Origin of the sequence: Marinobacterium lacunae (assembly GCF_000705555.1) — a bacterium.
Taxonomy (GTDB): Bacteria; Pseudomonadota; Gammaproteobacteria; order Pseudomonadales; family Balneatricaceae; genus Marinobacterium_D; species Marinobacterium_D lacunae.
Genome location: NZ_JMQN01000047.1, coordinates 195208 through 215841, shown reverse-complemented (window position 1 = coordinate 215841; position 20634 = coordinate 195208). Strand labels below are relative to the sequence as shown.

The window sequence follows — 20634 nt, the reverse complement described above, 5'->3', positions numbered from 1 at the left end:
TTCAGACCTCCTCTTTCACGCTGACTTGGGTTTGAAAAAGCTTGTCCTTGTTGCCTATCAGCGTAATGACGGCTGGCAACAACAGCAGAGTAACCAGCGCCGACACGGCCATAATCGACGCCAGGAAAAAGCCAACTGTTATGTAGGGCACCAACGGTGCGAGCAGCAGGGGCGTGAATCCAATCGCGATCACAATCGCGTTTCGACTGATCGCCCGTGACGGTCCCTTGTAAATATCGGCGATCGCCCCGGCCCAGTTACCCGTCTGGCGATAGATTGCCCGCGCCCTCTCCAGATAGTGGATCGCGAAGTCGACCGACAGGCCCAGCGTCAAAGCCGAGAGCACAGCGATCGGCATGTCATAATCCTTGCCAACAAACCCGATCAGCCCGTAAATAAACAGAATCGTCACACTCAAGGGCAGCATCGCCAGCAGGCCGATGCTGAGTGAGCGGAACAATACCACCATCATCACCAATACCATGACAAAGGCGCTCATCAGGCTCTTGAGCATGCCGTTAACCATCTGCTCTTGCCATACCACATTTATATAGGTCAGACCTGCCCAGTTAACGCTCAGTCCTTGCGGCAGAGGATGCGCCTCCACGTACGCTTTGACATGCTCCATCACGGCAGTCATATCCTGATTGTCGCCACTTTTGAGCTGCAGCCAGAGCAATGTCGAACGGTAGTCCGGCGTCACGAAGTGCCATAAGTCATCGGGCCGGTGAGAGGATTGATAGCTCAAAATGGTCTGTGCCACACCACGTGCGGAATCCGGCAGACGGTATTGATCATCTCCTCCACCGGTGAGTTCACGGTAGACCGTTTTGACCAGTACCGGCAGGCTATTCACCTTGCCGACATCCGGTTGTGTCTCAAGATCGGCGGCCAGCTTATCGAGATATTCGAGCACGTCAGGCTTCAAGAAATACTTTGCATCGATCTGAGCGGCCTCCACCCTTCCCAGCAGGTCCAGCCATACGGACTCCTCCTGCGCTGGGCGGGTAAAACTCGCCTCATCGATCTGACTGGCCAGCATGCTGGCGTATTGATCGAAATCCTCAGCCCTGGCGCTCTCCATCATCGCCTGAAGCGCCGGTTTTATATCAACAGAGAGCGGCTCCTTGTTCAGTGCTGCGACAAGTTCCGAGTTGAGGTGCGCAATCGGATCCTGTGCCTCAGTGCGGTCAAACACCAAATAGGCGTCATACGTGCCTGAGAAATGCGCGTTCAATACCCGATCCGCCACACGCAGACGGTGATCTGACTTGAACCAACGCACCGGATTGTCGTTGATCTGAATCTGGCTGACGCCCCAGACACTCAAGGCCGTTAAAACACTGAATCCAACAACCAATAGGCGCGCTTTCATCATCGACAGACGGCCCATGAACGACATCAAGCGTCCCAGTCGGCTGCTGTCGTCTTCCTGGATATTATGATCCTTGAGTTGCGCCATCCGCTTGGGGGAAAGGCTGATGATATAAGCCGGTATCAGCGTCACGGTCAGCAGAAACGCCAGCATGATGCCGAACGCAACGTGAAGACCGAAGATCTGAACCGGCGGTATCGGCGTGAAAGCCAAAGAGGCGAAGCCTACTGCCGAGGTTAACGAGGTGTAGAGCATCGGCGTGAAGAGATGGCCGAGCACCTCCAGAACAGCGGGTTTCGCGTCTTCGCCCGGTTTATACCGGTCTGCAAACTCCGAGAGAATATGCACGGAGTCAACCACCGCAATCGGCATCAGGAAGATCGGAATCATCGAACTCATGATATGCACGGTGTATCCCTGCCCAATCAACAGGCCCATGGTGATAATGACCGACGCCATCGCCACCAGCATGGGCGCTGTGATCAGCAGGAAACTGCGGAAGAATACCCACATCAATATGAAGATCATCAGTCCGGCCAAGGGTGCAGAGATTGCCATCTGGACGAACATCTCAACACCAAAGGTGTCCTCGGACACGGGCAGGCCTGCAATGTGAAACTCATCCTTGACGTTAAGCGCCGCGATGGCCGACTCGATTTGCTGGGACAACTTATAGCTAACCGATTTGCTCTCGATCGGCACATAGATGCCGGCGGCACGCCCATCGCCTGAGACCAGCGTGTTATCAAGTAGCGGCAAACGCTCTACGGCCTGTCGAATCTCGGCGGACTGCTCCAGTGTGGACGGGGCCTCTTTCATCATCCACTCGAAACGGATCGTGCCGGGTCCCTCCTGGGTGATATTGTCTACCCGATCCAGCGCCATCTGATCTTTTGGAATGACCCCATCCATCCGGCTTATCTCTTCGGAGAGCCGCTGAAGCGCCGACAGCGATTGCGGGTTATAGATGCCCTGGTCGCTGTCCCGATTGACCATACCGACGACAATCATGTCGTGAAGTGCGAAGCGCTCCTTTACCTGATCATGAAAGACTCGATCGGGCTGGTCGTGCGGCAACATGTTTTCCGGGTCGGTGTCGACCTTTATGGACGGGATCTGCAAGCCTGCCAGAATACAGAGCAACAGCAGCAGTGAGAAAACCCACTTGGGGCGATCTACGGAGAAAGTCAGCAGTGCGTCACGCAGCTTCATCTGGTTTTACACCCAATTTGCGAATTAGAATATCTGCATTATATTAGATATTGCTAATACTACAAATCCGAATGAATAATTGAGCGCTACAGGCAGTATGGGATAATATTCAGTGAAAGATGCAAGCGTCATTCCTGCAACTTTGTGTGGTAACCTCGCTCCACAGCCTGAAACCCGCTGTTGCTGTATCGACACTCCATATCACTACTTGCCGTGTAACGCCGCGGGGAAATCGTCCGTGAACAAAGCACCCGAGCAGTCGCCAAGCTGCGCTATCCAGCCCGAAAACCCTACACTTGAGCTGATGAAAGCAAACGCCTCACGTGCGGCGAAACTGATGAAAGCACTGGCAAATGACAGCCGCTTGCTGATCCTATGTCATCTGGACGGTAAGGAGCTTTCGGTCAGCGAGCTAAACCGCTGTCTGGATTTAAGCCAAAGCGCCCTGTCCCAGCATCTTGCCGTACTGCGTAAAGATGGACTGGTAAGAACGCGGCGCGAGTCCCAGACTATTTACTACTCTCTCGAGGGTGATACGGCTAAACGCCTCATCCGCACATTGCACGAAATGTACTGCCCGGAAACCCTTCCCTAGAGTGGGGCTCACTGCTGTAGCCGGTAGATCTGCCAGTCTTCGCTCGGCTCATTGAGCAGCATCTTCATCTCGACCACCTCCTCCTCTGCGTTATAGCTGATGCGGAACCCGAGCCTCCTTGCCAGCGCCTGCATCCCTTTGTTTGTGGTCAGGGTGGACCCCGAGAGTTCCAGCGTGCCGCGTGAGCGGCAATAATCGATGATCTTTCTCATCAGGATGATACCTAGCCCCTCGCCCTGAAGGTCATCCCTTATGACCACCGAAAACTCGGCTCGCACGTTATCGGCATCCGTCACAGCGCGCACAACCCCTAGCGTTTCGTACCCCTTGGCGTCGAGACGCGGTGCCGAAACGATAAAGGCCATCTCGCGGTCGTAATCGATCTGCGTCCAGTTAGCCAACTCATCATGCGTCGGCACGCCACGGCTGTAGAAATAACGTAAACGAATCGACTCGGGGCTCAACCGGTTGTAGAACTCGAGATGCGCGGGCTCATCTTCACCGCGAATAGCACGCAGTGTTGCAGGACGCCCGGAGCGCTTTAGTGTGATCTGCTCTGTCAGGTGCTCGGGATAGGGGCTGATAGCCAGACGACCGGGCTCAGCGACGGATGCTGCACAGTCCACCGCCAGTAAGCCGCGCTTGTTAAGCAGCAGCGGGTTAATCTCCAGCGTATTGAGTTCAGGCAGGTCTACCAGCATCTCGGACATGCGCAGTAAAAGCCCACTAAGGTGATCGACATCCCGCTCAACCTGATAGCTGTTTTCGGCGATGATGCGATAGACCCGCGACCGTTTGACCATCTCGCGAGCAAGCGCCAGATTCAGTGGTGGCAGCATGATGTTTCGATCTGCCAGCACATCGACGGTATAGCCGCCGACACCGAATACCAGAAGTGGACCGAAAACTGGGTCACGGGTAATACCAACATTGATTTGCAGCGACTGGAATCCACGTTTCATCTGCTGCACGGCGAAACCGAACATCTGATCCGATGCGTAGAGCTCACCAACGCGGTATGCCAACTTGGTCGTCGCATGACGCACTTCGTTGATCGAGTAGAGATCCAGCGCGAGATCGTGCCAACGCTGGTGCGCACTGTCATCGTAACTAAACGGATAAACATTGGCGCTGTGCAGCGCCTTGACGGCTACCGAGCCACCCATCTGCCGAGCACAGTCTACGACACCTGCAATATCGTCGGCATAACGGGTATTGGCAGTTGGAATCTCGTAGAGGTTCAGCAGTTCACACGCCTCGGAATGATGCAGGTAATCCCGACCGGACTCCCTTGCCGCTGAAATGAGCTTACCAGCACGCTGGCGGTTGGGCGTATTCTGTTGTTGGAACGGCGCTGGCGTCTGCCGCATGACACGCTGGTTACGGTGATAGTCCACCATGTGCATGAACGCATTGACCGCTTCCTCGGGAGTCAGAAAGGTTGCGATACCCGCCGCGTTACAGGCATTGCGTGCCGCAATCGCCGAGAAGCGCCCCATCCAGCAGGTCAGTACATTACGTGGCGTCTTCCGCGCGACCTTGATCACCTCTTCAGCCGTCTCTACGCTGGCGGCCAGACGCGTAGGCGCATGTATTACAAGCACCGCATCGACATTGGGATCTTTGGTTAACAGCCGAGTCGCTTCAGCAAACCGCTCAGGGTCCGCATCGGCATTAAGATCAACAGGATTCTGGATACGTGCCTCGGGGGGCAACAGCTCCAGTAGTTTCTGTTCCGTCTCTTCGGTGAACTGAGCGAGCTGACCGCCCTTTTTAAGCAACCGATCGGTCGCCAGCGCGTTCGGCCCCATGCCATTACAGACCAGCGCCAGACGCTCGCCGCGCATCGGTTTCATCCGCGAAAGCGTTTCAAGTGCGTTAAACAGCTCATCCGCTGTTTCGACTCGAACAACACCCGCCCGGCGAAGCGCTGCATCATAGACAAGGTCCGGATCGGCAATACCCGGAGCGAGTTCCAGCTTGTGCTCAGCATCCTGAATAATGTTCGATTTTAGCACCAGCACAAGCTTGTTACGGGATGCCGAGCGTATGGCAGACACAAAGTTACGGGCGTCACCGATCACCCTGTCCATCTGCAAAAGAATGGCATGCGTCCAGGGATCTCGGGCCAGGTAATCGATAATAGAGGGCAGGTCCACATCCACGCCGTCGCCTAGCGTCAGGAAGTGGGAAAAACCGATCTCCTGGCCGTTGGCCCAGTCGATCATCGCGGTTCCCAGCAAGCCGGACTGGCCCACGTAGGCCACCTTGCCCTTGAGAATATTGACGTGTGAATAGCTGGCGTTGAGTTTTGAGCCCGGCACAAGCATGCCCATGCAGTCCGGCCCCAAAATGCGGATGCCATAGGGCCTTGCCGCCTCTCGCACCTCTTCGCGAAGCGCCCGCGCATGGCTGCTTTGATGCAGCGACAGACCACCGGTGAGTATCAAAGCGGCCTTGACCATATTGGCGCCGAGCTTGCGAACAATCCCGGCTACCGCATCCGGCGGCGAACAAATAATGGCCAAATCAGGCATCTCCGGCAGTTCAGCCACGCCGGCATAACAGGCAACACCGTTTACCTGCTCGTAGCCTTTTGAATTCACCGCCATCAATGGACCTTCAAAGCCGCTTTCGAGAAGGTTGCGCAGCACGATACCGCCCATGCTGTCCTCTCGCTCCGAGGCTCCGAATACCGCGATGGATCGAGGTTTGAAAAAACGCTTCAGATATCGGGTAGACACTCGAACAATCCTGCATTCATCCGGCTGGTACTGGGACTATGTCTGACTCTGGAACAGGAATCCAGCCTGGGGAGTTCGCAGATGCAGCAAAATGAGCAGATACATGATCTGAACCCTCTTTTCAATTGACTGGTTGACCTTCATCGTACGCCCCCCAACACGTTTTGCGCCAAGACTCGAACTTTATTGTGCAATGCGCAATCTAGATACTGTACTTCCGGGCGACTATGCTAGGGGCTCATCGGCATCACAATGTCCGCACTAAGCATAGACAAACAGCCATCAGGAAGTCTGCAGCAACACCAGACCCGAACAGGACGCGATCGGCCCACTTCAGGATCCGATCGAGCATAAGGAGTCTCGTCGTTATGACACACACCAGCTTCACGGAACTCAAGAACAGTGTAGACCGCGTCATCCACGCATTGGAGGGCCGCTTAACCCAAGGTATTTCACCGGCATCCCTGACACTTGCGTATCTGGACTGGCTGATCCACCTGGCACACTCCCCTGGCAAAATGAGCGAGCTCGCTGAAAACATGCTGCGCAAGCATCAGGCGTATCAGGTATGGAGCGCTCGCGCGGCAGTCGACCCTCAGACAGCGCCATTGATCGAGCCTCGTGCGCAGGACCGACGCTTTAATGACCCTGCTTGGGCAAAATTCCCTTTCAATGCCATTGCACAAGGCTTTCTGCTTCACGAGCAGTGGTGGCACTATGCGACTACCGGCATTCCCGGCGTGAGCAAACACCATGAAAATGTCGTCCATTTCGCCGCCCGCCAGTGGTTGGATATGCTCTCACCTACCAATTTCATGTCCACCAACCCCAAGGTTATCAATCGCGCACTGGAAACCGGTGGCAATAGCCTCTATCAGGGAATGCAGAACTTGCTGGAAGATCTGCAGGCATACACCCTCGGCGCCCCACCTGATTGCAGTGAATACTGTGTCGGACGCAACCTGGCCGCCACCGAAGGTCAGGTTGTTTACAAAAACAACCTGATAGAGCTGATCCAGTATTCGCCGAAAACTCAAGACGTTTACGCAGACCCCATCCTGATCGTGCCTGCCTGGATCATGAAGTACTACATTCTGGATCTATCGGAGCACAACTCCATGGTCCGCTACCTGGTCGAACAGGGCCACACAGTATTTATGATTTCGTGGCACAACCCCGATGCGGAGGATCGGGATCTGGCCATTAAGGACTACATTAATCGAGGCGTACGGGATGCGTTGAAAGCGATCACGGCCATTGTTCCTAACCGCAAGGTCCATGCGGCCGGATACTGTTTAGGTGGCACATTGCTGGCAACAACCGCCGCGGCAATGGCCCGCGATGAAGATGACCGGCTCGGTTCTATGTCGTTGTTCACCGCGCAAACCGACTTCACGGAAGCCGGCGAGCTGATGCTGTTCATCGACGAAAGTCAGCTCAGTTATATGGAAGATATGATGTGGGACCGAGGTTATCTGGATACCAGCCAGATGGCCGGTGCCTTCACACTGTTGCGCTCCTACGATCTGCTCTGGTCACGCATCGTCAGCGAGTATCTGCTCGGTGAGTGCCCTGCCATGAGCGACCTGATGGCCTGGAATTCCGACTCCACACGAATGCCCTACAAGATGCATACGCAATATCTGCGCAAAATGTTCCTGAATAACGATCTAGCCAGTGGGCGGTTTATCGTTGATGACCGCCCGATCTCCCTGCGTGACATAAGGGTGCCGATCTTCTGCGTCGCGACCGAAACCGATCACGTGGCGCCCTGGCGCTCGGTTTATAAGCTTCACAGCCTCGTATTGACGGACCTCACGTTCGTGCTCACCAGCGGCGGCCACAATGCAGGTATCGTCAGCGAGCCCGGGCACCCCCGCCGCAGCTACCGTATGGCATTGAACCGCGCCGAGGACAAATACATTGCGCCTGATGAATGGCTGAACCGATTCAACAAACAGGACGGCTCGTGGTGGGAGCCCTGGAGCAACTGGCTGTCCGAACGATCAGGACCACGCGTCGAGCCTCCAGCGATGGGAAATCCCGAGGCAGGCTACGCGCCGATCTGTCCGGCGCCCGGCCAGTATGTGTTTGAGAAATAAAACGCTCTAGCGCCCGTATGGCGGGGCTCTCAGCGCTTTCGCGCGATAGATTAAAGCGCGGTTTTTGTCGATTTCCGATAGCAAAAATTAATTTTCCGCTTTTGCCAGAGCTGATCTATATTCGCGCCAGAGAGGTAAGGAAAACATTCTCCGCAGAAAACTTGGGATGCGGGTCTGTTTCAGCCTCTTGGATGAGGAAATACAGCTAACCTTAAGCGTGAGAATACTGCCGTATGGGCACCAAAATTCGTGTCGATCAGTCTCTTGACGACCTGGATGACTGGAGCGAACAGCTTTCAGATGATGATGAAGTAGCACAGACTCGCCAGCGTTACGATGGCAAGCGTCGCCGTCAGATCGAAAATCTGATGGAGGAACGGGCCTTGGCGAGACAAATCAGCGACGGTTACGACGACCGAATCTGATCCGCTTTCGTCTGAAAAGAAATCGGCCCGCTCGCGTCCAACGCTAGCGGGCCGATCTGTTTAGCGCCTGGAAAGGAGTGATCAGGCAGCGCAAATAACGTCGCCGTGCTCTTCCCTCTCGATCAGGGCGTGATGCATCGCCTTGACGGCGCGCTCGTAGTCGTCCTCCTTGACGATCGCCTGCATCTCGACCTGTCGGACCGACTGATGCAGCGCCTGAACGCTGATATTCGCACCTGACAGCGCTGAAACAGTGCGCGCCAAAATCCCTGACACCTTAAGATCAGAACCTATCGCCGACACGATTGCGACACGATGGAGCTGCACTTCCGCTCCGCTGTAACGCTCACCGATCAAACGCACTGCACGGTTGATCATCTTGCGTGTGCCGGACAGGTAGTAGGTCTGACTGTTGGCATCCGAGTCCCGGCTGATGACAGAGACCTTCAGCTGCTGCAACAACTGCAGCAGCTCAATCTCATAACCGATGTCACCGAGCATATCCTGATCAAATACCTCCAGCGCCACGACACCGGTGCGGCCCGCAATGATCTCGACACAGGGCTCGGCACTGCAGTAATCCTGACTGATCAGTGTACCTGCATGCTCGGGCTCAAAGGCGTTCTTGATCCGCAGCTCAATCCCTTGCTCACGAAGCCCCTTGGCCGCTTTGGGATGGATAGCTTCCATACCCAGATTGGACAACTGGTCCGCCACATCGTAGTTGGTGCGGCCAATGGTGACGATACGGTCCAGCCCAACGATTCCGGGATCCGCGGTACTAAGGTGGAACTCCTTATGAATCACGGCCTCGCGCGCGCGCGTCAGCGTTGCAATCTTGCTGAACGTCATCTCGCTATAGCCACGATCAAAGGTTTTCATCAAGCCTTCTTTGCAGTGGGTATAGCCCGTTACGATTGGCAGCTCCTCAGCAAGATCGATACCCTCCAGGTGATGCTCAAGCATCTCCTCGAAGGGACGCGGCTCCGGCTCGTGCCAGCCACTCAAATCCACCAGACGCGCGTTTACACCCGCGGCAGTGAGCGCCAGAACAGTGTTGTGTGCACTGTGAGCCTCACCGATTGCCGCCAACATTTCACGCACACGCATCAGGTGATCGGTCAGCTGGAAGTGTCCATATCGGCACAGCGCCTGCAAATTCTGCATGCAGCTGCGAGCGCCCTGGATGCGCTCGGAGATGAATGCATCCGCCTGTCTGAGCGTCTCGCCATCATCAAACAGCGAAGCGTTTATCTCTAGCATGCGCTGCTTGACGGTATCGAGCGACTCATGCCAGCTCGCTTCCTGCTCGCCGTTTGCAAAGCGCCCGTAAACACCTGGTTCACCGGTTTTCTTATGCTCAAGCAGCAGGTTAGTCATTCCGCCGTAGGCCGAAACGACAAAGATACGCTGATACAGATCCGAGCCTTTTCGTCCACCGATCAAAATAGTGTCCATCAGCTCCGTGAAACGGCTCATAGACGTTCCACCGATCTTTTCGACGCTATGCAGACCCGTATTTGCCCGCTCCTGTTCAGGCATTTACAACCTCCGCTTCAAGCGGATACACGCCATTTTCATCGTGAACCTCTTTGCCGTTCAGCGGCGGGTTGAAAGCACAAGCCACCTGCATCCCCTCAGGACCACCGCGAAGAAGGTGGTCATCATTCTTGTCGAGGATATAGACGGTACCTGGCTCGATCTTATACACCTTGCCATCAGCCAGTGTTTCGACCTCTCCGGAACCACTGATGCAGTAGACGGTTTCCAGATGGTTCTGATACCAGATGTGGGTCTCGGTGTTGGGATAGATATTGGTGATATGAAACGAGAACCCCATACCATCGTCTTTCAGTGACAGACGCGTGCTATCCCAAGTATTGGTTTCCGAAAAGATCTTGCGCCCGTTTTCCGCGCACTCTTTTATCGTACGTACAATCATGCGTAAAAATTCCCTGATTAATTCGTGAAAACGTATAAAAATAGCGACTTAAGAAACTTTTCGTTCGCGCTTGGCCGCCGCTTTAGCAAAGGCCTTATCCAGAACATCCAGACCGAAGTCGATCTGCGCCATGGTAATCGTCAACGGCACGAGACATTTCACCACTTGGTCGTGGGCACCGCTGGTCTCGATAACAAGCCCGTTCTTGAACGCATCACGAATAACTTCGCCGGCCATCTCACCATCAGGGCATTCGATTCCGCTCATCAGTCCGCGACCATTGACCTTCAGGCTTTCCGGTCCATAACGTCGCACAAGTCGCTCAAGGCCATTACGCAGGTGAGTTGCCTTCTGCTTGATTTCATCAACGAAAGAATCGTCGCTCCAGAACAGCTCCAAGGCTTTAGCGGCCGTCACAAACGCCAGGTTATTGCCGCGGAACGTACCGTTATGCTCACCCGGCTCCCAAATATCGAGCTCGTCGCGGTAGGTCACGACCGCAAACGGCAAACCATAACCGCTCAATGACTTGGACAAGGTAACCATATCGGGCTTGATGCCGGCCTCTTCAAAGCTGAAGAAGCTGCCAGTACGGCCACACCCCGCCTGAATATCATCAACGATTAGCAGCATGTCATTTCGACGGCAAACGGCCTCAAGATTACGCAGCCATTGAGCATCAGCAGCGTTGAGGCCACCCTCACCCTGGACGGTTTCAACGATGACAGCCGCCGGGTGATCAAGACCACTGCTCGGGTCGTTCAATAGTTTTTCAAGATACTCGGTCGTATCAACACCCTCTCCAAGATAGCCATCGAACGGTATTCGGAAGACGTCATTAAGTGACGTGCCCATCGCACCGCGATGATGCTCGTTACCCGTAGCCGCCAGTGCGCCACCGCTACAACCGTGGAAACCATTGGTAAAGGCTACAATCGTGCTGCGCCCTTTCACCTTTCGCGCCAGCTTCATCGCGGCTTCCACCGCATTGGTGCCGGTCGGGCCGGTAAACATCACACGGAAATTTTCCATGCCGCGAGGCTTGAGAACTTTTTCGTGAAATGTTTCGAGAAAATGAGCTTTGGCACTGGAGTGCATATCCAAGCCATGAGTGATCCCTTCAGAGCTGATGTACTCGATCAGCGCTTCCTTTAATTCCGGGTGGTTGTGCCCGTAATTGAGGGTTCCCGCACCGGCCAGAAAATCGATGTAGGTGCGTCCGTCCTCGGTGATGAGCTCAGCCCCCTGGGCCCGGTTGAAAACGACTGGAAACGAACGGCAATAGGAACGTACTTCAGACTCAACCTGCTCAAAAATATTCATTACAAACTCCTGTTTGAGTGAGTGACTTGCTTCAAGACGCCAGCGCAACAGCCAACTTGAACGGCCCGGCGCGATACAGCACTTCATCTTCGTGCGCGCCGTCAAAATGCTCTTCCCTGGCGAACAGCACTTTCTTTTCGACCGGCGTGCTCAGCGCGGAGAAGAATCGCGCGAACATTGCTTGAGAGGCCTTGTTGTCTGGCGTGATGGTCGTTTCGATGTAGTGAACGCCTTCATCCGACACACGATCGGCAAGTGCCATCAACATACGGTTACCCAACCGTTGCCCTCGCGCCTCAGGCGATACCGCAACCTGCCAGACAAACAGCGTGTCCTGACGCTCAGGAGGCCGATAGCCGGAAATGAAGCCCACCAACTTGCCTGACTCATCGACCGCCGCAAGGGACGTATCGGCGAAGTCTCCACACTGCAACAGGTTGCAGTACATAGAGTTGGTATCGAGTGGGGGGCAGCGTTCAATCAATCGGAATACCTCGGCTCCGTCTTGAGCCTGAGGCTTGCGGAAACGAATTTTCTTATGGGTATTCATAGCGTCCTTTTTATTTAGCTTTGCGATGCTTTTTATTCTAAAACATATTGCTGATCGATAATCAACCAGCATCTTCATCGCAACACTAAACCTACAAGAACACACAAAACGCTGTTTTAGCGTGAGTAATAGCCCGAAAGCCCCAAGCATTTGTGACAATTTCTTTTGTTTAGTGTTACAATGTATTTTCAATTTTGAGGAAGCTTTTAGTTGCGGATTAACCGAATTCAGGATAAAAATCCGCCACTGCTACAGATTTGCTGGAAACCCCTTGGATCCCCATGCCTAGAAGTCAGGAAGTATTGGTGCTTCTGCGCCAGATCATTCGTGTAACAGACATGCACGACAAACAGCTAAGCCGCATGACTGGACTGACCATGCCGCAGCTGATGACAATGCAGACGCTTGACGCCGAGGGGCCAATTACCATTGGAGTACTTGCGAAAAAGATGAATCTCGCCCAGGCAACGGTCACCAGCATTCTTGACCGCCTGGAGCTCAAGGGATTGGTTAGACGAGAGCGCAGCCAAAGCGATAAACGCAAGGTGCTTGCCTGCCCAACTCAGGAGGGGCTGGAACTTATGAAGTCCGCCCCGACGACGCTTCAGGACAGGTTTGTTGACAAATTTTCCCACCTAAAGGAGTGGGAGCAATCAATGATTATCGCCGCGTTAGAGCATGTTTCAGGCCTTCTGGATGCCGATCAGATAGACGCCGCCCCCATGCTCGACATTGGCGCCCTGGATCGACATACACTTTAAGAGCATCTCCACCTCAGAGGGTGGAGCCCGCCACACGATTTCGCCCCTCTCGTTTAGCCCAGTAGAGACGCTCATCCGCCCGCTGCATAAGCGCGGCAAAACTCTCTCCGGGGCGCAACTGGGAGACTCCGAAACTGGCTGTCACCGTACGTTCTATACCAAAACCAGTCGTTTCTATTGCGACCCTTAAGCGCTCCGCAAGTTCGGTCGCCCCGGCACCCGACGTTTCTGTCGCGATGACCATAAACTCTTCCCCCCCGGTCCTCGCCAGCAGATCAAGATTACGAATACGCCTCCCGGCAAGCGCAGCAAACTGGCGCAGCACTTTATCGCCAACCGGATGGCCATACTCGTCGTTGATATCCTTGAAGTGGTCTATATCAAACAGGATGATGGCCAGATCACGACGGTAACGATGCGCCCGCCTAACCTCACCCGCCAGCACATCCATCGCCCTACGTCGGTTGAGTATTCCGGTCAGCACATCCGTATTTGCCTCTTCAACCAGCGCACGAATCTCAACCAGCCGACGGTATCCAAAGAGAATCAGGTAAAAAGGTGCCACCAGACAAGCACTGATCAAAAACTCATCCAGGTTATAAGCTTCAAGATGGCGCGTCCAAGCATACAACTGATCGGCGAGTTCCAGCTCGGAAGCGATCAGGAAAACGGCCAGAAAAAGCAATCCGGCCAACAAAAGCTCGCTACCCAGACGGCGCACATCAAGATATTTGTGTTTGAAATGAGGCAAATCCGCTCCACTTACCAAGACACCCAAAAGTCAGCGCCATTCTATCAGCGCGAGTTACAAACAATACAACGCCATAGGTTACAGGTTTGCTGACTACACTATAGCGTGCAGCACACAACCTGGCGTGCCACCACAGCCAGCGCTTCTCGCCCCTTGGATGCTCTGCTATCCTTGCCAGCCTAACTCCCTCTCCATCAGCATGAGACAGAGCGCGATCAGCCATGAACAAATTCTGGAGCCCCGCTATTCAGTCACTGGTACCCTATACGCCGGGCGAACAGCCACGTATAGATGGGCTGACCAAGCTGAATACCAACGAAAACCCTTACCCCCCCTCTCCAGCCGTTGAACATGCGATCAAACATTTCTCCGTTGAGCGCCTGCGACTGTATCCGGACCCCGATGCAGGGCGACTCAAGGATGCTCTGGCCAGCGAATATAAACTGAACCGTGAGCAGATTTTTGTCGGCAACGGCTCAGACGAAGTATTGGCGCTTGCGTTCATGGCTTTTTTCCGCCAAACACGCCCGCTGCTGATGCCCGAGATTAGCTACAGCTTCTATGACGTCTATGCGAATCTGTTTGAAATCGATTACAAGAAAATACCACTGGACGAGAGTTTTCGCGTACAACTGAGCGACTACAGTCACGAGAATGGCGGGATCATCTTCGCAAACCCCAACGCCCCAACCGGAATCGCTATCGAGCTTGCCGATATCGAAGCACTGCTCAAGCGAAACACTGAGTCACTCGTGCTGGTAGACGAAGCCTACGTCGATTTTGGTGCCGAGAGCGCGACATCGCTGGTGAACAAATATCCAAACGTGCTGGTTGTTCAAACATTTTCCAAGTCACGCTCACTGGCCGGGCTTCGCATCGGATATGCCTTTGGCCACCCTGAGCTGATCGAGGCACTGGAACGCGTCAAAAACAGTTTCAACTCCTATCCGCTAGACATGTTCGCCATCGAAGCCGGCTGCGCGTCCCTTAGTGATCGCGCATATCTAAACAAGACCTGTCAGCAGATTATTGCCACTCGAGAAAGGAGCGCCGAAGCACTCGAAGCGCTGAATTTTGTTGTCTGCCCCTCGAGCACCAACTTCCTGTTTGCACATCACCGTACACTGACCGGCGCTGAGTTGATGACTTATCTGCGTGAGCGCAAGATTCTGGTCCGCCACTTCAATAAGCCCGAAATCGCGAACTACCTGCGCATTACAGTGGGAACAGACGAAGAGATGGAACGACTGATCGCCGCGCTTAAGGCGCACCCAAACATCGCTTCGTAAAGACCGGCTTAAGGCGGTACAGTGAAATGATCGTACCGCCTTTGCCTGGTATCAGACTTCACCTTCCACCCGGTTTCCACCACTGTTACGGGCAATAAACAGGCTCTCTTCCGCCCGCTTGAGCATGTCAGGAGCCGAGTCTTCCAGCCCCCGTAAACCAGCGACACCCACACTCACGGTGCACTGCAGCTCGCCGGTAGGATAGGGCATTTCCAACTCCTGAATCAGTCGACGCACACGCTCAGCCGCCGCTACCCCCTGCTCATGATTGGTTTCTGGCAGGAACAGCACCAACTGATCATCGCCGTAACGTGCCAGAAAATCTGCGGTACGCTTTAACTTGTACAACCCGGTCACGATCTGTTGAAGCAGCTGATCACCGGCATCCCAACCATGCTGCTCGTTAATCTTGCTGAAATCATCGACATCGATCAGCAGCACGCTGCATGTCCAGTCATAGCGCTGAGCCTGGGCAACGGTCTGCTCCATCACAGTGACCAATGCACGCCGGTTATAGGCCCCCGTGAGAGGGTCTCGCTGGGCCTGGTTGGTTACTTTGCGCTGAAGCTTTTTGCGCTCGTTGATATCACGAGCGCTCCACAGTACCTCTCCGGAAGGCGTCGCCACAAAGCGCGCCTCGTACCAGGTTGGCTCACGCAACCCAGCTTCATGCAACATGGTTAGCTGCTCAGGCCGAAGCACATACTCTATCGACTGCACCGTGCCAGGCGCCGCCTGAGCGCGCTCTATCGTACCTCTCACCTTGGTCAGGAGCTCGTCCGACAGCATGGTATCTAAAGTGAGACCGGTAATAACGGCCTCATTCACCCATTCAGATTCACCAGCCCTGCACATGATGACACTCTCGCCATCCAGTACGATCAAAAGATCGCGCGTCAGCTCGAGTATCGCCTGATACCTCTCCGCCCGATTATCGATATCCTGTGTCATCATCCCTCCTATGCCTTTGAAGAGCGTGACACTGTCAATTCAGCTGCCACGCTTGGCTTTTACTTTATTCAAAAACTACCCGATATTCTTACACGATCAAAGCGCCGCGCCCCGCTCATCGATGCTGAATTGACTTGAGCACCCACTGACGCGATGCGAACGACCCCACCTCAGATATAACTTCGTAGTTGTGATGCAAAAGCCGAGAGATATTACTGGCCGACACTATCCCTCTGATTCTGTTCACTCCGGCCACTCCCTGATCGACAACCACCAAATGAGCAGCCCCCGACTGATTCAAGGTTTCAATAACGTCCCCAATTCGAGCGCGCTCGACCTCATCCAGCGTCAGTGCCTGAACTTCTGAGATCGGCAGCATCAAGTGTTTAACGGACACATCCTCACGTGACAGACGCCCCTGTTCGATATAGCTGAGCACCTTGCTACCCGTCAGATCCTGCGCAGTGATAATGCCGCTGAGCGCCCCTCCGGCATCCAGTGCAAACAGCAGTCGTACTTGCTGATTCTTCATAAACTCAAGTGCGCGGTCGACTTGGGTATCACTTGCAATCGTAACCGGAACACTCTGAAGAAAGTCCGTCATCACGAGCATAGCCGGACTGTAGAGATCCGGCGGTGACTGCATACTTTCGGGATTGAGTAAGAATCGCGTATCGCCGATCGAAGACAAGCTTAAGGCGGAGAAATCTCTAACCATGTGCACCTCGATTTATTATTATTGGCCCAATTGCAGCTTAGCAGCTTGCTCGCCCACTCGACCATCTGCAATATTATGGCGACACATTGATCGGTGAACCTGGAGTCTCATAGTGCCAGACCAATCTCAGGTACTAATGGCTAGACAGCCAATTTTCGACAAGGAATTGCGTGTCGTCGCGTATGAGTTGCTCTATCGCTCCGATGACGAGAAGCAGATGGCCAACGTATTTAACGGCCATCACGCCACCTCCAATGTTCTCGTCAATGCCTACACCAGCATTATTGCCAATCAGGAGCGGCGCCAACTACCCGCGTTTCTAAACCTCCCTAGGGAGATGTTTGAAGCGGACTCGCTGCCCTCAATGTCACACCGCCAGCTTGTTATCGAAGTGCTCGAAGACGTTAAAGTCGACGACACGCTCATCGACTCTGTAAAACGCTACAAGTCAGCCGGATACCGCATAGCGCTGGATGATTTCGTGTACTCGCCGGAGTATGACCGACTACTTGAGCTCGCCGATATCGTCAAAGTTGATATCCTGGCACTTGGCATGCCGGAAGTGCGCTATACGGTCAGACAATTGAAACGCTTCCCGCTTGCACTGCTGGCAGAGAAAATTGAAACCTACGAGCAACTACGGGAATGTATCGACCTGGGTTTCAAACTCTTTCAAGGCTACTTTCTACGCCGGCCCGAAATCGTCGAGGGGCGGCGACTCGAAAGCAACGAATCCATACTGCTTCAGCTATTGGCCGAGCTCAATGCCCCCGAGCCTGATACAGACACGCTCGTCAGATTGATCAGCCAAGACCCCAGCCTGACCTATCGCCTATTGAAAATCGTAAACTCGGCCGCGCTCTCTCGGCAACGCCATATCGAAAGCATCCAGGAAGCCCTGGTCATTCTGGGACTGGCTGAGATCAGAAAATGGATCTCTCTAATCGCTCTATCAGGGCAAAATAAAAAGCCATCCGAGCTGGTAAGAGAAACGCTGACACTTGCCAAGATGTGTGAGCTTGTTGCCGTGGCTCAGAACAACCCTGAGGTAACGCCCAACAGCGCCTTTCTCTGCGGCTTGCTTAACCGACTGGACGCCATACTGGATATAGAACAGGAAAGACTGCTTCATCAGATCGCGGTCAGTGAGCAGATCATCTGCGCCGTTCACGACCGAAAAGGCCCCTTGGGCAATCTGCTCAAGCTCGTGTGCGCGCACTACGACGGGCACTGGGGTGAGCTGAAAATCTCAGACCAACCCCTGTACCAACGCTGCATGCTAGAGAGTCTTGAGTGGGTTAACGACACCATGTCCCAACTCGACTCCACAGGCTGATGAACGAAGCGGGAAGATTATTGCGCCCCGCCCGACATCAAACTGATTGCCGCACGAAGATCATCATCGCTACAGCCCATACAGGTCCCCTTGGGCGGCATAGCGCCTTTACCGGATAAAACCGTTGCAAGCATACCATCAACGCCCTTCTCAATACGCGGAGCCCAAGCTGCCTGATCACCCAATTTAGGCGCGCCACCAAGCCCAGAGTCATGACAGGCCTGACAATGCTTCGCGACGGTTTCCTCAGCCGTCTGCGCATTGGCACTCTGGGCTGAAACCATAACAACAAGACTCAGAAATCCACCCAATACCGCTTTATTCATGCCTTACAACTCCTGTTTGTGGGGATATAGCCTATAAAAGCAGAAATGTTGCCAGGTGGGAACAGATGTCGATTCAAAAAAAACCGCTTCATGACACGCAACAAAAAAGGCAGCCTAAGCTGCCTTTTTGCGAGAGCACAACTGCTCTTACTTCATGGTCCAGCCAGTTACTTCAGCCAGCGCCTTGCCGATATCGGCCAGCGAACGCACGGTCTTGACGCCTGCGTCTTCCAGAGCAGCAAACTTCTCATCGGCTGTTCCTTTACCGCCGGAGATGATCGCACCGGCGTGACCCATGCGTTTGCCCGGAGGCGCAGTAACACCCGCGATGTAGGACACGACAGGCTTGGTCACGTTTGCCTTGATGAAAGCAGCCGCTTCCTCTTCGGCAGAACCGCCAATCTCACCGATCATGACGATCGCTTCAGTCTGCGGATCCTGCTCGAACATCGCCAGGATGTCGATGAAGTTAGAGCCTGGAATCGGGTCGCCACCGATACCTACGCAGGTAGACTGACCGAAACCGGCATCAGTAGTCTGCTTGACCGCTTCGTAGGTCAGGGTGCCTGAACGGGAAACGATACCCACCTTACCCGGCAGGTGGATGTGGCCCGGCATGATACCGATCTTGCACTCTCCCGGCGTGATAACACCCGGGCAGTTCGGACCGATCAGGCGCACACCCAGCTCGTCACACTTCACTTTACACTGCAGCATGTCCATAACCGGAATGTGCTCAGTGATGGTCACGATCAGCTTGATACCAGCGTTAGCGGCTTCCAGAATGGAGTCCTTGCAGAAAGGAGCCGGAACGTAGATCACGGATGCTTCCGCGCCAGTAGCTTCAACCGCTTCTTTTACGGTATTGAAGACAGGCAGACCCAGATGCTCGGTACCGCCCTTACCCGGAGTGACGCCACCGACCATTTTGGTGCCGTACGCAATCGCCTGTTCAGAGTGGAAGGTACCCTGACCACCAGTGAAACCCTGACAGATAACTTTGGTGTCTTTGTTGATCAGAATGGACATTATTTACCCTCCGCTGCTTTAACCGCTTGCTGAGCCGCATCGGTCAGGCTGGTCGCTGCGATGATATCCAGGCCAGACTCTGACAGGAGCTTGGAACCCAGATCTGCGTTGTTACCTTCCAGACGCACCACGACCGGCACGCTCACACCCACTTCCTTGACCGCGCCGATGATGCCTTCTGCGATCAGGTCGCAGCGCACGATACCGCCGAAGATATTAACCAATACGGCTTTAACGTTGCTGTCTTCAAGGATGATCTTGAATGCTTCGGTAACACGCTCTTTGGTCGCACCACCACCAACGTCCAGGAAGTTGGCCGGGAAACCACCGTGCAGAGAAACGATATCCATGGTACCCATGGCAAGACCCGCACCGTTGACCATGCAACCGATGTTGCCAGTCAGCGCCACGTAGTTGAGATCCCATTCAGCTGCACGCGCTTCACGTGCATCATCCTGTGACGGATCGTGCATGCCCTGCAGATCTTTGTGACGGTATACAGAGTTACCATCGATAACGACCTTGGCATCCAGGCAGTGCAGGTTGCCCTGATCGGTGATTACCAGAGGGTTGATCTCGAGCAGCGCCAGATCTTTCTCTTCGAACATCTTGGCAAGACCCAGGAAGATGTTGACGAACTGCTTGATCTGATCGCCCTTCAGGCCCAGCTGGAATGCCAGCTCACGACCCTGGTAAGGCTGAGCGCCAGTCAAGGGATCGATAGTCGCTTTCAGGATCTTTTCCGGAGTCTCTTCAGCAACTTTCTCGATCTCAACACCACCTTCGGTGGATGCCATGAAGACGATACGGCGGCTGGAGCGGTCAACGACAGCACCCAGGTAGAGTTCGTTTGCGATATCAGTGCAGGTTTCAACCAGAATCTTGGAAACCGGCTGACCATTTGCGTCTGTCTGGTACGTTACCAGACGCTGACCCAGCCATTTCTCTGCAAATGCTTTAGCTTCTTCCGGGCTATCGACCAGTTTCACGCCGCCCGCTTTACCGCGGCCGCCGGCATGTACCTGAGCCTTGACGACCCACTTGTCTCCACCGATCTGTTTTGCTGCGTCTGCAGCTGCTTCCGGAGTATCTACCGCAATTCCTTTGGAAACCGGCAGACCATAGGCGGCAAACAGCTGTTTACCCTGGTACTCGTGAAGGTTCATGCTCTAATCCGTTGTTGTGTCGGTTGTTCAAACATGGAG

General features: G+C 54.2%; 18 protein-coding genes. 6 read left to right on the top strand and 12 right to left on the bottom strand.

Annotated elements, in window-relative coordinates:
- Position 1: 1 nt before the first annotated feature.
- Positions 2-2587 carry an efflux RND transporter permease subunit gene (locus tag ADIMK_RS16250; protein WP_036190342.1) on the bottom strand — a complete coding sequence of 862 codons (2586 nt, stop codon included), beginning with the start codon at positions 2585-2587 and terminating at the stop codon, positions 2-4.
- A 304-nt stretch (positions 2588-2891) separates the two neighbouring features.
- Here ADIMK_RS16250 and ADIMK_RS16245 point away from each other — a divergent pair, with 304 nt between their 5' ends.
- Positions 2892-3182, top strand: a complete 291-nt coding sequence (locus ADIMK_RS16245) for an ArsR/SmtB family transcription factor (protein ID WP_036190542.1) — start codon at positions 2892-2894, stop codon at positions 3180-3182.
- Positions 3183-3190: 8 nt separating this feature from the next.
- On the opposite strand, the gene ADIMK_RS16240 is transcribed toward ADIMK_RS16245, so the two are convergent.
- On the bottom strand, positions 3191-5926 hold the full coding sequence (locus ADIMK_RS16240) for a bifunctional acetate--CoA ligase family protein/GNAT family N-acetyltransferase (RefSeq protein WP_036190341.1): 2736 nt from the start codon (positions 5924-5926) through the stop codon (positions 3191-3193).
- A gap of 368 nt (positions 5927-6294) precedes the next feature.
- On the opposite strand from ADIMK_RS16240, the gene ADIMK_RS16235 reads away from it, so the two are divergent.
- Both ADIMK_RS16235 and ADIMK_RS16230 read left to right on the top strand, forming a co-directional pair.
- Positions 6295-8028, top strand: a complete 1734-nt coding sequence (locus ADIMK_RS16235) for a PHA/PHB synthase family protein (protein WP_036190340.1) — start codon at positions 6295-6297, stop codon at positions 8026-8028.
- Between the two features lie 233 nt (positions 8029-8261).
- Complete coding sequence (locus ADIMK_RS16230) at positions 8262-8453, top strand: PA3496 family putative envelope integrity protein (protein ID WP_036190339.1); 192 nt, start codon at positions 8262-8264, stop codon at positions 8451-8453.
- A gap of 81 nt (positions 8454-8534) precedes the next feature.
- Here ADIMK_RS16230 and ADIMK_RS16225 read toward each other — a convergent pair whose 3' ends face one another.
- Genes ADIMK_RS16225 through ectA form a run of 4 tightly spaced genes read right to left on the bottom strand, consistent with a single transcriptional unit; the run spans position 8535 to position 12268 of the window.
- A complete protein-coding gene (locus ADIMK_RS16225) occupies positions 8535-9995 on the bottom strand; it encodes an aspartate kinase (protein WP_231517066.1) in 1461 nt (486 codons plus the stop codon).
- Positions 9988-10395 carry an ectoine synthase gene (locus tag ADIMK_RS16220; protein WP_036190329.1) on the bottom strand — a complete coding sequence of 136 codons (408 nt, stop codon included), beginning with the start codon at positions 10393-10395 and terminating at the stop codon, positions 9988-9990. Before ADIMK_RS16220 ends, ADIMK_RS16225 begins: the two co-directional genes overlap by 8 nt.
- 48 nt (positions 10396-10443) lie before the next feature.
- On the bottom strand, positions 10444-11718 hold the full coding sequence (gene ectB / locus ADIMK_RS16215) for a diaminobutyrate--2-oxoglutarate transaminase (protein WP_036190324.1): 1275 nt from the start codon (positions 11716-11718) through the stop codon (positions 10444-10446).
- A gap of 31 nt (positions 11719-11749) precedes the next feature.
- A complete protein-coding gene (gene ectA / locus ADIMK_RS16210; protein ID WP_036190322.1) occupies positions 11750-12268 on the bottom strand; it encodes a diaminobutyrate acetyltransferase in 519 nt (172 codons plus the stop codon).
- 281 nt (positions 12269-12549) lie between these two features.
- Here ectA and ADIMK_RS16205 point away from each other — a divergent pair, with 281 nt between their 5' ends.
- Positions 12550-13029 carry a MarR family winged helix-turn-helix transcriptional regulator gene (locus tag ADIMK_RS16205; RefSeq protein ID WP_036190320.1) on the top strand — a complete coding sequence of 160 codons (480 nt, stop codon included), beginning with the start codon at positions 12550-12552 and terminating at the stop codon, positions 13027-13029.
- Between the two features lie 13 nt (positions 13030-13042).
- Here the strand turns inward: ADIMK_RS16205 and ADIMK_RS16200 are convergent, their stop codons facing one another.
- Positions 13043-13780 carry a GGDEF domain-containing protein gene (locus ADIMK_RS16200; RefSeq protein WP_051693027.1) on the bottom strand — a complete coding sequence of 246 codons (738 nt, stop codon included), beginning with the start codon at positions 13778-13780 and terminating at the stop codon, positions 13043-13045.
- 221 nt (positions 13781-14001) lie between these two features.
- Between ADIMK_RS16200 and hisC the strand changes: the two genes are divergently transcribed.
- On the top strand, positions 14002-15069 hold the full coding sequence (gene hisC, locus ADIMK_RS16195; RefSeq protein WP_036190315.1) for a histidinol-phosphate transaminase: 1068 nt from the start codon (positions 14002-14004) through the stop codon (positions 15067-15069).
- Between the two features lie 51 nt (positions 15070-15120).
- On the opposite strand, the gene ADIMK_RS16190 is transcribed toward hisC, so the two are convergent.
- Both ADIMK_RS16190 and ADIMK_RS16185 read right to left on the bottom strand, forming a co-directional pair.
- Positions 15121-16020, bottom strand: coding sequence for a GGDEF domain-containing protein (locus ADIMK_RS16190; RefSeq protein ID WP_036190313.1), 900 nt, complete (start codon positions 16018-16020; stop codon positions 15121-15123).
- A gap of 115 nt (positions 16021-16135) precedes the next feature.
- Entirely contained in the window at positions 16136-16738 is a 603-nt protein-coding gene (locus ADIMK_RS16185) for a CBS domain-containing protein (RefSeq protein ID WP_036190311.1), read from the bottom strand.
- A 112-nt stretch (positions 16739-16850) separates the two neighbouring features.
- Here ADIMK_RS16185 and ADIMK_RS16180 point away from each other — a divergent pair, with 112 nt between their 5' ends.
- A complete protein-coding gene (locus tag ADIMK_RS16180) occupies positions 16851-18074 on the top strand; it encodes an EAL and HDOD domain-containing protein (protein WP_156042957.1) in 1224 nt (407 codons plus the stop codon).
- A 17-nt stretch (positions 18075-18091) separates the two neighbouring features.
- Here the strand turns inward: ADIMK_RS16180 and ADIMK_RS16175 are convergent, their stop codons facing one another.
- The 3 genes from ADIMK_RS16175 to sucC all read right to left on the bottom strand — a co-directional run bounded on the left by ADIMK_RS16175 (position 18092) and on the right by sucC (position 20595).
- The gene (locus ADIMK_RS16175) at positions 18092-18400 is read right to left on the bottom strand and encodes a c-type cytochrome (protein ID WP_081849823.1); all 309 of its coding nucleotides are present in this window, start codon (positions 18398-18400) and stop codon (positions 18092-18094) included.
- A 147-nt stretch (positions 18401-18547) separates the two neighbouring features.
- Entirely contained in the window at positions 18548-19429 is an 882-nt protein-coding gene (sucD, locus tag ADIMK_RS16170; RefSeq protein WP_036190308.1) for a succinate--CoA ligase subunit alpha, read from the bottom strand.
- Positions 19429-20595, bottom strand: coding sequence for an ADP-forming succinate--CoA ligase subunit beta (sucC, locus tag ADIMK_RS16165; RefSeq protein ID WP_036190306.1), 1167 nt, complete (start codon positions 20593-20595; stop codon positions 19429-19431). The genes sucD and sucC overlap by 1 nt, the downstream gene beginning before the upstream one ends.
- Between the last annotated feature and the right edge of the window lie 39 nt (positions 20596-20634).